The sequence below is a fragment of the Ruegeria sp. ABV4_181 genome (assembly GCF_056158465.1).
Genome location: NZ_JBSWTI010000002.1, coordinates 2,245,456 through 2,257,137, shown reverse-complemented (window position 1 = coordinate 2,257,137; position 11,682 = coordinate 2,245,456). Strand labels below are relative to the sequence as shown.

At 60.0% G+C, this 11,682-nt stretch carries 10 protein-coding genes; 5 read left to right on the top strand and 5 right to left on the bottom strand.

Translation table 11 applies throughout. The annotated features are described in order from the left end of the window. The first annotated feature begins 90 nt into the window (after positions 1 to 90). On the top strand, positions 91 to 699 hold the full coding sequence (locus ACXAC3_RS11175; protein WP_475159858.1) for a TetR family transcriptional regulator C-terminal domain-containing protein: 609 nt from the start codon (positions 91 to 93) through the stop codon (positions 697 to 699). A 34-nt stretch (positions 700 to 733) separates the two neighbouring features. Here the strand turns inward: ACXAC3_RS11175 and preA are convergent, their stop codons facing one another. Genes preA through ACXAC3_RS11160 form a run of 3 tightly spaced genes read right to left on the bottom strand, consistent with a single transcriptional unit; the run spans position 734 to position 4,274 of the window. Continuing rightward, positions 734 to 2,038 carry an NAD-dependent dihydropyrimidine dehydrogenase subunit PreA gene (preA, locus tag ACXAC3_RS11170; RefSeq protein ID WP_475159856.1) on the bottom strand — a complete coding sequence of 435 codons (1,305 nt, stop codon included), beginning with the start codon at positions 2,036 to 2,038 and terminating at the stop codon, positions 734 to 736. Between the two features lie 18 nt (positions 2,039 to 2,056). Further along, complete coding sequence (locus ACXAC3_RS11165) at positions 2,057 to 2,893, bottom strand: methyltransferase domain-containing protein (protein WP_475159855.1); 837 nt, start codon at positions 2,891 to 2,893, stop codon at positions 2,057 to 2,059. A gap of 46 nt (positions 2,894 to 2,939) precedes the next feature. Then, the gene (locus ACXAC3_RS11160; RefSeq protein WP_475159851.1) at positions 2,940 to 4,274 is read right to left on the bottom strand and encodes an NAD(P)-dependent oxidoreductase; all 1,335 of its coding nucleotides are present in this window, start codon (positions 4,272 to 4,274) and stop codon (positions 2,940 to 2,942) included. Between the two features lie 332 nt (positions 4,275 to 4,606). On the opposite strand from ACXAC3_RS11160, the gene ACXAC3_RS11155 reads away from it, so the two are divergent. The 3 genes from ACXAC3_RS11155 to ACXAC3_RS11145 all read left to right on the top strand — a co-directional run bounded on the left by ACXAC3_RS11155 (position 4,607) and on the right by ACXAC3_RS11145 (position 7,729). Next, complete coding sequence (locus ACXAC3_RS11155; RefSeq protein ID WP_475159848.1) at positions 4,607 to 5,602, top strand: hypothetical protein; 996 nt, start codon at positions 4,607 to 4,609, stop codon at positions 5,600 to 5,602. A gap of 72 nt (positions 5,603 to 5,674) precedes the next feature. Beyond that, complete coding sequence (locus ACXAC3_RS11150) at positions 5,675 to 6,967, top strand: O-acetylhomoserine aminocarboxypropyltransferase/cysteine synthase family protein (protein WP_475159847.1); 1,293 nt, start codon at positions 5,675 to 5,677, stop codon at positions 6,965 to 6,967. Between the two features lie 3 nt (positions 6,968 to 6,970). After that, entirely contained in the window at positions 6,971 to 7,729 is a 759-nt protein-coding gene (locus ACXAC3_RS11145) for a GNAT family N-acetyltransferase (protein WP_475159845.1), read from the top strand. Here ACXAC3_RS11145 and ACXAC3_RS11140 read toward each other — a convergent pair. After that, positions 7,685 to 8,380, bottom strand: coding sequence for an SIMPL domain-containing protein (locus ACXAC3_RS11140; protein WP_475159843.1), 696 nt, complete (start codon positions 8,378 to 8,380; stop codon positions 7,685 to 7,687). The two genes, ACXAC3_RS11145 and ACXAC3_RS11140, sit on opposite strands and share 45 nt — an antisense overlap. Before the next feature lie 164 nt (positions 8,381 to 8,544). Between ACXAC3_RS11140 and ACXAC3_RS11135 the strand changes: the two genes are divergently transcribed. Then, positions 8,545 to 10,500 (top strand): hypothetical protein, encoded by a 1,956-nt coding sequence (locus tag ACXAC3_RS11135; RefSeq protein WP_475159840.1) that lies wholly within the window; start codon positions 8,545 to 8,547, stop codon positions 10,498 to 10,500. Positions 10,501 to 10,559: 59 nt separating this feature from the next. On the opposite strand, the gene hppD is transcribed toward ACXAC3_RS11135, so the two are convergent. Then, positions 10,560 to 11,657, bottom strand: a complete 1,098-nt coding sequence (gene hppD, locus ACXAC3_RS11130; protein WP_475159838.1) for a 4-hydroxyphenylpyruvate dioxygenase — start codon at positions 11,655 to 11,657, stop codon at positions 10,560 to 10,562. Positions 11,658 to 11,682: the final 25 nt, after the last annotated feature.

The following is an 11,682-nucleotide window of genomic DNA, read 5'->3' as shown; positions in this document are numbered from 1 at the left end:
GTTCGACATCAGTCAAGAAATTGCAGGAGGCCGTCGGAATTTTTGGCAATATCGGCACCTGCTTGCCGGAAAAAGAGACAGCCTGAACGTATGCCCAAAGACCGCGCACCAACCAGAATTCAGAAAAAGAACCGGGCCGCAATCCTCGAGGCCGCACTGAACGTGTTTTCCGCCCACGGGTTTCGCGGCGCGACCGTGGATCAGATCGCGACCGAAGCGGGGCTGAGCAAACCGAATCTGCTGTATTATTTCCCGTCGAAAGAGGCGATTCACACCGCGTTGCTGTCCGGGCTGCTGGAATTGTGGCTGGCCCCCTTGCACGATCTGGACGCCGACGGTGACCCGATGGAGGAAATTCTCGCCTATATCCGGCGCAAGCTGCAGATGAGCCGCGAGTTACCGCGCGAAAGCCGTCTGTTCGCCAATGAACTGGTTCAGGGCGCGCCCCGCATTCACGATGCCCTATCCAATGATCTTCGGGTATTGGTCGATGAAAAGACGGCGATTCTGACGGGTTGGATGGACCAGGGGAAAATCGCGCGGCTGCACCCGTATCACCTGATTTTCTCGATCTGGGCATTGACCCAGCATTACGCCGATTTCGATGTTCAGGTCCGTGCGATTCTGGGCGAGGAAGACCCGTTTGAAGGGGCCGAGCCGTTCATGGACACGCTGTATCGCAAACTGCTGACACCATGAAGAAGGGGCCGAAAACCGGCCCCTTTTACTTTCGTTATTCCGCGGCTTTCGCCATCGGATTGTTCGGGTGTGTCGTCCAGTTGGCATAGTCTGGTTGCACTTCCAGTCCGGTGCGCGGATCAACCTCTCCGGCCGCCATCGGCACCATCGAAATACATCCTTCGACCGGGCAGACATCCACGCAGAGGTTGCAGGCGACGCATTCGTCATCAATGACCTCGAACACGCGGTCATCGGACATTGAAATCGCCTGGTGGCTGGTGTCTTCGCAGGCGGCATAGCAGCGGCCGCACTTGATGCACTGATCCTGATCGATCTTGGCCTTGGCCACGTAGTTCAGGTTCAGATACTGCCAGTCCGTCACGTTCGGCACCGCAAGGCCCACGATTTCCGAGACGTCCTTATAGCCTTTTTCATCCATCCACTTGGAAAGGCCGGCGGTCAGTTCATCGATGATCTTGAATCCATAGGTCATCGCCGCCGTGCAGACCTGAACGTTGCCGCATCCCAGCGCCATGAATTCCGCCGCATCGCGCCACGTGGTCACGCCGCCGATGCCCGAAATCGGCAGACCGTGCGTGGCCTGTGCGCGCGAAATTTCGGACACCATCGACAGCGCGATCGGCTTCACCGCCGGGCCGCAATAGCCGCCGTGGCTGCCTTTGCCGTCAATCGACGGTTCCGGGCTGAACGTGTCCAGATTGACGCTGGTGATCGAGTTGATCGTGTTGATCAGCGACACAGCATCCGCGCCACCGTTCCTGGCGGCTTCGGCAGGCTTGCGGATATCGGTGATATTCGGCGTCAGCTTCACGATGACCGGACGGTCATAGTATTTCTTGCACCAACGGGTCACCATCTCGATATATTCCGGCACCTGCCCCACGGCCGAGCCCATGCCGCGCTCGCTCATCCCGTGCGGGCAGCCGAAGTTCAGCTCAATCCCGTCCGCCCCGGTCTCAGACACGCGCGGCAGGATGGCTTTCCACGCCTCCTCCTCGCACGGCACCATGATCGAGGCGATCAGCGCGCGGTCCGGGTAGTCGGCCTTGACCCGCGCCATTTCCTCAAGGTTCACCTCTAAGGGCCGGTCGGTGATCAGTTCGATGTTGTTCAGACCCAGCAAGCGCCGATCCGCGCCGTAAATCGCGCCATAGCGAGGGCCGTTCACGTTCACGACCGGAGGGCCTTCGGACCCCAGCGTCTTCCAGACGACGCCGCCCCATCCGGCCTCGAAGGCGCGGCGGACGTTGTATTCCTTGTCCGTGGGTGGCGCCGAGGCCAGCCAATAGGGGTTGGGGCTGGAAATGCCCAGAAAATCAGTTGTCAGGTTGGCCATGGCTTCTCCCTTCCCGGCTCAGCCGGTTTTCTTGAATATCATTTCGGTCGGACGAATGCGCCCGGCCTTGAGGTTTGTGACGTAGTTCTGAAACTTCTCGGGCGCCGTCTCGCCCATCATCAGGTGGATGCCCAAAGGCGGCGGGCCGCTTTCGGCGATGCGCGCAAAAACCTCTTCGAAGAATGTCAGCGCAAACTCGGTCCGGTCTGCTTCGGTGACCAGTTCCAGACCGGCAGCAGTGGCCGCGTCCTTGTAGATTTCCGGCGCATCGACAAAGGATGTTTCGGCAACGGTTGACCAGGGCAGCGGGAAAGCCAGCGGCTCGTCCACATCCCCGCCCATCACATCAAACAGGGCAAAGGTTCCATCCCAGGCAAGCGTTCGCGAAACTTCCGCAAAAAGCGCGTGCTTATCCGCAATGTTCATTCCGACGTGCAGCATGACGGCAAGATCGAAACCGGCATCCGGCACCGGCATGTCCAGCGCGCTGCCGACCGCAAACCGCGCCTTGTCGGAATGCCCGACAAGAGCGCTCAACTCGGTTGCTGTCTCGACGAATTCCGGCGTCAGATCGACTCCGGTTACCGTCGAGTTGTAGCGATCCACGATGTACCGGGACGTGCCGCCGATGCCGCAACCGACGTCCAGCACGCGCGTCGCGTGGGTTGGCGCAAGCTGAGCAAACAGGTGGTCCGTCGCAAGAACACCGCCGGTGTGGAACTCATCACCGGCCTTGAGGTCGGCAACCGTTGCAGCGTTGGGGTCAACGCCACTGGCCTTAAGAGCCTCACGAACGCGTTCAGTAAGGGCACCGGTTGTATAATGTTGCGCAACGGCTTGTTCGATCTGGGACATAAGAATACCTCAGCAGCGACAGAGATGGGCTGAATGCCTCATCCTATCACGAAACAAGCGTTGCGTGGATGTCCATCGCCGCATCCCGGCCTTCGGCCACTGCGGTCACGGTCAGGTCTTCACCCCCCGCCGCGCAATCGCCCCCGGCCCAGACCCCAGCCACCGAAGTGCGCCCGGTGCTGTCCACCGCGATCTTGTTGCCATCCAGCGCAAGGCCTTCCGGTGCGCCATCCAGCGTCTGGCCAATCGCCTTGAGGACCTGATCGGCGGGCAAACGCACCTTTTCTCCGGTTCCCGAAAGCTGACCGCCCTGACTGGACGTATACTCCAACTCGATCTCTGCGGCTGCGCCGTTCCCGTGCACGGCAACTGGCTGCACATTCGTCATGATCTTGACACCGTGCGAGGATGCCAAATCCTGCTCGTATCGGCTGGCCCCCATGGCGTCGCGGCCACGGCGATAGGCAATGGTGACATGCTCGGCACCCAGCAACTTGGACTTTACCGCTGCATCCACGGCGGTCATCCCGCCCCCGATGACGACCACGTTGCGGCCGACAGGCAGGTTCGCAAGATCAGAGGCTTGCCGGACATCCGAGATGAAATTGACCGCATGGCGGACGCCTTCCAGATCGGACCCCTGCGCGCGCAGGGCGTTCACTCCGGTCAGACCGATGGACAGGAAGACCGCATCGTAATTCTCAACCAGCCCGTCCAGCGAGACGCTCTCACCCAGAACCGATCCGGTCTCGATCGTGATGCCGCCGATCTGCAGCAGCCAGTCGACCTCGGCCTGGGCGAAATCATTGGTCGATTTATAGGCGGCGATCCCATATTCGTTCAGCCCGCCCGGTTTTGGCCGGCTTTCATGGATCACCACGTCATGACCCAGCATCGCCAAACGGTGCGCGCAGGCCAGACCCGCCGGCCCGGCCCCGATCACCGCAACGGATTTGCCAGTGGGCGCGGCCCGTTCAAACGGATGTTCGCCGTGAGCCATCACACTGTCGGTCGCATAGCGTTGCAGACGCCCGATTTCGACGGGCGCACCTTCGGCGGTCTCGCGCACGCAGGCTTCTTCGCACAATGTCTCGGTCGGACAAACGCGGGCGCACATTCCGCCCAGAATGTTCTGCGCCAGAATGGTCTCACCCGCTGCTTCTGGCTGTCCGGCCTGAATCTGGCGCATGAACAGCGGAATATCGATGTCCGTCGGACAAGCCGTCACACACGGCGCGTCATAGCAAAAATAACACCGATCTGCTGCCACGGCGGCCTCGTGCGGGGCCAGTGGCGGATGCAGATCCGCGAAATTCGAGGTCAGCTCATCGCTGGAAAGCCGCCCGGATACGATACCGGGTGCCATCTGGCCCTGTGCCATCACTCTACTCCCTGTAGATATGTTTGTTATGCATCCAGCTTGCCACAATCTGATTTTTTATCAATTGGTAAAATTTGCCAAATGGTCAAAAAAAGCAAAATCCGGCCCAATCCCCGCGAATACAAGACGATTTTGACTGATTTTCCGGCAACAAATCTGTTCTGAGCGGGAAATCCCCTCGTCCGGACATTGACCGAACCGACCAATCCCCGCCTCGAAACTTGCTCATGGGCCCTTGGTTACGTCTGGTTTTGACGCCCCCTGCTGCGTACTGTAGGCCGGACAGACCCCAAGCAGTGCCGGAAAACGGCCCAATACCCGAAAGTCACGCGATGCAGGCCAGCCCCCCGAATTTCAATATCGTCGTCATCGGGCAAAACAACCGGCTTCAATACGAGGCGCTGCTGTTCGCGGCCTCTTTGCGTCACACATCGCCGGATTTCGGCGGGCAATTGTTCGTTGCGGTGCCGCAGCCCGGGCCGAACTGGCAGCAGGACCCCAGCATCCGGGACGAGGATGTCCTGAAGGCCCTGCGCCAGTTGGACGCCGAAATTCTGCCCTTTGACAGCCACGTCTTCGGCGACAGCTATCCTTACGGCAACAAGATCGAAGCCCTGCTGGCGATGCCGGAAGGTGAGCCCTTTGTCTTTTTTGACAGCGACACGCTGATTACCGGCGACCTGACCGGCGTGCCGTTTGACTTCAACACGCCCGGCGCGTCGTCAAAGGTGGAAGGGACGTGGCCCAAACCCACATTGTACGGCCCCGGTTTCGACGATATCTGGCGCGCGCTCTATCGCCGCTTCGGGCTGGATTTCGACAGCACGCTGGATACCAGCCAGCCTAAAGACTACTGGCGGCGCTACCTGTATTTCAACGCCGGGTATTTTTTTCATTCCTGCCCGCGCAGGTTCGGAGAGCGTTTTCTGGACTATGCCCGCACGATCCGGGACGAGGATATTCCCGAATTGACCGGTCAGAACCTGGACCCGTGGCTGGATCAGGTCGCGCTGCCTCTGGTCATCCATTCCTTCGGCGGGCGCCGCGATGCCCTGCCAGCCGGTCTGCTGGACGGCTCTGTCAGTTGCCATTACCGCCTGTTTCCGCTGCTGTACGCCCGCGAAAGCGATCGCGTGATCGAGGTGCTGGAAACCGTAGTGGCCCCGAACAGGATCAAGAAGGTCCTCAAGGGATATGACCCGATCAAAAAACTGGTGATACAGGGCAAGGGCCACAAAATCCGCGATATGTTCGACCGCAACGACCTGCCGCAGCGCGAGCAGGTCATTCGCAAGACGATCAAAAGCAAGGGCCTGTGGATGCGCTGACAGTTTTGTTGTGCGCAGGCCCTCAATCGCCTAGAGATTCTGCAAGGCACATTCCAAGGGGAGATTTCCAAGATGTCTGACGGCCCAACCTACGGTTTTGATACGCTGCAAATTCACGCGGGCGCGCGGCCCGACCCGGCCACCGGCGCACGTCAGACCCCGATCTACCAGACGACCGCCTATGTGTTCCGCGATGCCGATCACGCGGCGGCGCTGTTCAATCTGCAAGAGGTCGGCTTTATCTATTCCCGCCTGACCAACCCGACCGTGGCCGTGCTGCAGGAACGTGTCGCCACGCTGGAAGGCGGTGTGGGCGCGGTGTGCTGTTCTTCGGGCCATGCGGCCCAGATCATGGCGCTGTTCCCGCTAATGGGTCCGGGTTGCAACGTCGTTTCGTCTACCCGCCTGTATGGCGGCACCGTCACGCAGTTCAGCCAGACCATCAAGCGGTTCGGCTGGTCGGCCAAGTTCGTGGATACCGACGATCTGGATGCGGTGAAGGCCGCCATCGACGAAAACACCCGCGCGGTGTTCTGCGAATCCATCGCCAATCCCGGCGGCTACGTCACTGACATCCGCGCCCTGGCCGATATTGCCGATGAAGCCGGCATTCCCCTGATCGTCGACAACACCTCGGCCACGCCATACCTGTGCCGCCCGATCGAACATGGCGCGACGCTGGTGGTGCATTCGACCACCAAGTACCTGACCGGCAACGGCACGGTCACTGGCGGCTGCATCGTGGATTCGGGCAAGTTCGACTGGTCGGCGAATGACAAGTTCCCCTCGCTCAGCGAACCGGAACCGGCCTATCACGGTCTGAAGTTCCACGAAACCTTCGGCCCGCTGGCTTTCACCTTTCACGGCATCGCCATTGGCCTGCGCGATTTGGGCATGACAATGAACCCGCAAGCCGCGCATTACACGCTGCTGGGCATCGAAACCCTGTCCCTGCGAATGGAGCGTCACGTCGAGAACGCGCAAAAGATCGCTGCCTGGCTTGAGGCGGACGACCGCGTGGATCACGTCACCTATGCCGGCCTGCCCTCGTCGCCCTATCACGACCGGGTCAAGGCGCAGTACCCCAAAGGTGCCGGGGCGTTGTTCACCTTTGCGGTCAAAGGCGGCTATGACGCCTGCATCAAGCTGGTCAACGCGCTTGAGATTTTCAGCCACGTGGCCAATCTGGGCGACGCACGGTCGCTGATCATCCATTCGGCCTCGACCACGCACCGGCAACTGACACCCGAACAACAGGAGGCCGCAGGAGCCAGCCCCAACGTCGTGCGTGTGTCCATCGGCATCGAAGACGCCAACGATCTGATCGCCGATCTGGATCAGGCGCTTGCCAAAGCCAGCGCCTGACAGATGAGCGGCCACGAGACAAACGAACTGGGGCAGCCGATCGGACTGCCGGTGGAGGGCGATTATCCCCGCCCGGCACCGCCCTATACGCCGATGGAGGGTCAGTATTGCACCGTCGCGCCGCTGGATGTGAACCGGCATGCGCCCGGATTGTTCCGGGCCTTCGCCAACGACACGGACGGCCGCAACTGGACTTACCTGCCCTACGGGCCGTTCGACGCCGAACAGGACTTTGTCGAATGGACGCGGGCGACCTGCATGGATGCCGATCCGATGTTTCACACGGTTCTTGACCGCAACGAAACGCCGGTTGGCATGGCCTCTTTTCTGCGCATCGAACCTGCGGCCGGGGTGATCGAAGTGGGTCACATCCACTTTTCACCCCTGCTGCAACGCAGCCCGCAATCAACCGAGACGATGTTCCTGATGATGCGTCGCGTTTTTGATGAGCTGGGATATCGCCGATACGAATGGAAATGCGACGCGCTGAATGCGTCATCGCGGCGCGCCGCCGAGCGTTTGGGCTTCACCTTCGAGGGAATCTTCAGGCAGGCAACCCACTACAAGGGCCGGAACCGGGATACCGCGTGGTATTCGATCCTCGACAGCGAGTGGCCGCGCATCCGAGCGGCGTTCGAAACATGGCTGTCACCGGACAATTTCGATCAGACGGGCCAGCAGCGACAATCGCTGAAGGCCCGCAATCCCGGAACCAGGTCAGTCGTCAATCCCGAATTCCATCGTCACGTTGACCGAGACTGAGATTTCGCCACCAGCAACCGGCACACTGCCCGCGTCCGCCAAGTTCATCTCGCGCATCTGCGCCATGGGGCGGATTCCACCTGCCTGCTCGCGGATGATCTGAACCGGGCCCAGCGAAACCTCTGCGGCCTCGGCAAGCTGTCTGGCCTTGGCTGTGGCTTCCTCCACCGCCTTGGCCCGGGCCTGCGCCTGCAGCGGCGCCGGATCCTGCACGCCAAAGGTCAGACCACCAAAATCGTTGGCCCCATCCTGAATGACGGCATCCATGATGGTACCCAACTGCGTCAGATCGCGCACCCGTACCAAAACCCGGTTCGAGGCCACGAAACCGGAAATCTCGGGCCTGTCGCCACTGGTGCTGTTGCGACCGGACCAAACCGGCGACAGCGACAGATCCCGCGTCTGAACATCACGCGCCTCGATCCCCATTTCGTCGAGGCGTTTCAGAATTTGCGCAACTGCGTCAGACGTCGCCTGCATTGCATCCGACGCCAGCGCATCCTCGTTGGTAACGCCCAAAGTGATGGTTGCCATATCGGGCAGAGCCTGTACGACACCAGCCGCATCCACCATGATGCGACGTTCTTCCGCATGGGCAAGGCCCGCGGCCGTCATGGCCAGCATTGCGGCCAGAAAAGCGATTTTCTTCAAGGTCTTCCCTCCAGATCCTGTATGACCAACATGGTGTGACCGGCACCCGCGGGACAAGGGGAACCTCCGGCTTTTTCTTTCCCTCGGCGGGATCCTGCTTTAATGTCTGGCTGCGGGCGAGATGTCGTTTGCATTGATGCTGACAATTGTGGTTCTTCCGGATTATGAAACCTGCCTTTGCGCTGTCTTTTTCTGCCACCGGGATTTCTTTGCACCATCAATCGGATGATGACTGGTTCTGTGTTGGCAAAGTTGCGCTGGATGCAGATGATCTGAACGCGCAAATTCAGGCCCTGCGGGACAAGGGTTTTGCACTTGAAAACGATCTAAGCTGCAAGGTCGTGATTCCCCTGGATCAGGTCCGGTTTCTGTCCGCAGACGCCAATGGTCTGAGCGCCGAGGAAAGCGCGCGAAAACTCCAGACCGAACTGGCCGGCGCGACGCCTTACACGATTGAGGAATTGTCTTTCGCCTCAACGACCGCCGGAAACACGACCTATGTTGCGGCAGTTGCCCGGCAGACGCTGGACGAAGCGCGCGCATTCGCAACCGAACACGGGTTTATACCGGTCTCCTTCAGCGCAAAGCCCGACAGTCAGGAGTTTCCGGCTGAGCCGTTTTTTGATGGGGCGGACGGGAACATCGTAACCGTTGCACCGACCGTCGAACCGACTGAGGACAAGGCGCCTAAGTCCGCGCACAAACCTGAGCAGCCCGAACCGACGGTGCATTCCATTGCCGACACGTCGCCCCCGGACGTCTTTCGCTCGGCCCCGCTGCCAGACCTGAAAAATGCACCGGAACCCGCCTCGGAGTTAGGCGCAAGGAAGTATGCACTACCGGCGGCGGCCGCAGCGCTTGTCGGATTGGCCGTGTTGGGCACATGGGCCTTGACCGGCCCGGAGTCCGATGACGTTGCCGAGACCAGCGCACCGCAGGTTGAGGAAACGCCCGCCCTGCCCGAACCGCAAACCGTTGAAGCCCCCCAGGTTGCCCTGACCGATCCCGAAGAACCCGCGCTGCAAACGGATGAATTGGACCCGGAGGCGGAATCCGATCTGGCTGAGACACTCCTGCCGGACGAGACCAACGAACCCTCGCCAGAGTTGTCGGCCACGGATACGGCAATTCTTGAGGCGCTGAAAATCGCGCCGACCCCTGTCGAAGATTTTGCCCGGAACCCCGCCCCTCAACCGCCCCAGCCGCAGCCGGGTATCCGGATCACATCGCCCGAACCGCCGGCTTCCCCGGTGGCGGATGAGCCCGAAGAGTTGTTTCTGACCTCGATCGACAAAACCAGCCTGTCGCATGATGCTGTTGCCCTGCCCCCGGTGCAGAGTTTTGCCACCGACGACCCGTTCGAACAGATCGTGTTGCCAAGTGTGGCCGGAACCGGGTTCGAGCTGGATGATCGCGGGCTGGTCACGCCGTCCGCAGAAGGCACATTGAACCCGGATGGTATCCTCGTGTTTCTGGGGCAACCTCCCAAAGTGCCGCCGGAAACGCCCGTCCGGTTCGAGCAGGAACCGATCGAAGAGGAACCTGTTGACCGGCTGGCACAGTTGCGGCCAAAGCCGCGACCCGGTGATCTTCAGGAACGGTTCGAACGACAGCAACTGGGCGGGCGGACGCGCGCGGAACTGGCAATCCTGCGCCCCAAGCTGCGGCCGGCCTCGCAGCAAGAGCAGCCCCAGATTGATGAAACACCAACAGCTTTGGCCGTTGTGCGGGTTCCGCGCCCGAAACCGCGCCCTGCCGGGTTGGCACCGGTGGCCGGAACCCAAACTGCAAATCTGGGCTCGACCGCTGCCGTCACTCAAACCGATGTCGAGGCCGGTTCATTCCAGCCGAAAACGGTGGCGCCCAAAATACCCTCGTCGACCTCTGTGGCGCGGCAGGCCACAATCGACAACGCGCTTAACCTGCGTAAGCTGAACCTGATCGGAGTTTACGGGACGCCGGCCAACCGACGCGCATTGGTGCGTCTGCCCAGCGGTCGCTACAAAAAGCTGAAGGTCGGGGACAGGCTGGATGGCGGCCAGGTCATCGCAATCAGCGACAATGAATTGCGGTATCAAAAGCGCGGGCGGAACCTAACGCTGAAAATGCCGCGGGGTTAATTAAACTGACATGAGGCAGCCAAAGCACTGACCGCCCCATGTCACATCAAGAAACGATATCAAGCCGTTGATATCTCACCGCTTTCAATCTGCTCACGCTCGATGGATTCGAACAGCGCCTGAAAGTTGCCTTCGCCGAACCCGTCGTCGCCCTTGCGTTGAATGAACTCGAAAAAGATCGGCCCAATCACGGTTTTCGAGAAGATTTGCAGCAGGATTTTGGTTTCGCCGCCGTCCAGCACACCTTCGCCGTCGATCAGGATGCCGTGTTTCATCATCTTGTCCAGCGGCTCTTCGTGGTCAACAACCCGGTCCGTGGACATATTGTAATAGGCCTCGTTCGGGCCGGGCATGAACTTCAGACCCTTTTCGGCAATTGCATCGGTCGAAGAATAGATATCTTCGCTGCCCACTGCGATATGCTGAATACCTTCGCCTTTGTACTTTTTCAGGTAGGACACGATCTGCCCGGTTTCACCGCGATCTTCGTTGATCGGAATGCGGATGCGGCCGCAGGGCGATGTCAGGGCGCGGCTGAAAAGGCCGGTGAACTTGCCCTGAATGTCGAAAAAGCGGATTTCGCGGAAGTTGAACAGGTCGCCATAGAACTTGAACCATTTGTCCATGTTTCCCTTGTAGACGTTGTGCGTCAGGTGATCGAGGTAATAAAACCCGTCGCCGCGCGGCTTGGACTGCTTGGTCCAGGTGAATTCCTGGTTGTAGGGCGAAGTGTCGTAATACTGGTCGATGAAATAAATCAGCGACCCGCCAATCCCCTTGATCGCGGGAACATTCATGGTCTTGTCGTCCGCGTCATAGGGTTCGGCACCCTTGGATACGGCGTGCTCATAGGCTTTTTGCGCATCTACCACGCGCCAGCCCATGGCCGGCGCGCAGGGGCCGTGTTCTTCGACGAACTTGGCGGCAAAGCTTTCAGGATCAGCGTTGAGAATGTAGGTGACATCACCCTGCTGCCAAAGCTCGACTTCGGGTTTGTCTTTGTGATGCCCGACCAGTTCAAAGCCCATCTTGGCGAACAGATCCCGCAGCTCCTGCGGCTCGGGATGGGCGAACTCGACGAATTCAAATCCATCGGTCCCGGCCGGGTTTTCATTGCTGATGACAGATTTCGGTGCGTTGTGAGGGAAAGGACCCATGGCGTGTCTCCTTAAAAACAGGAAT

Bases quoted from the DNA above. Each gene is read 5' to 3' on its own strand.
- ACXAC3_RS11145 (WP_475159845.1), top strand. From the start codon at position 6,971: ATGAGCGGCCACGAGACAAACGAACTGGGGCAGCCGATCGGACTGCCG.
- ACXAC3_RS11175 (WP_475159858.1), top strand. From the start codon at position 91: ATGCCCAAAGACCGCGCACCAACCAGAATTCAGAAAAAGAACCGGGCC.
- ACXAC3_RS11160 (WP_475159851.1), bottom strand. From the start codon at position 4,274: ATGGCACAGGGCCAGATGGCACCCGGTATCGTATCCGGGCGGCTTTCC.
- ACXAC3_RS11135 (WP_475159840.1), top strand. From the start codon at position 8,545: ATGAAACCTGCCTTTGCGCTGTCTTTTTCTGCCACCGGGATTTCTTTG.
- preA (WP_475159856.1), bottom strand. From the start codon at position 2,038: ATGGCCAACCTGACAACTGATTTTCTGGGCATTTCCAGCCCCAACCCC.
- ACXAC3_RS11155 (WP_475159848.1), top strand. From the start codon at position 4,607: ATGCAGGCCAGCCCCCCGAATTTCAATATCGTCGTCATCGGGCAAAAC.
- ACXAC3_RS11150 (WP_475159847.1), top strand. From the start codon at position 5,675: ATGTCTGACGGCCCAACCTACGGTTTTGATACGCTGCAAATTCACGCG.
- ACXAC3_RS11165 (WP_475159855.1), bottom strand. From the start codon at position 2,893: ATGTCCCAGATCGAACAAGCCGTTGCGCAACATTATACAACCGGTGCC.
- hppD (WP_475159838.1), bottom strand. From the start codon at position 11,657: ATGGGTCCTTTCCCTCACAACGCACCGAAATCTGTCATCAGCAATGAA.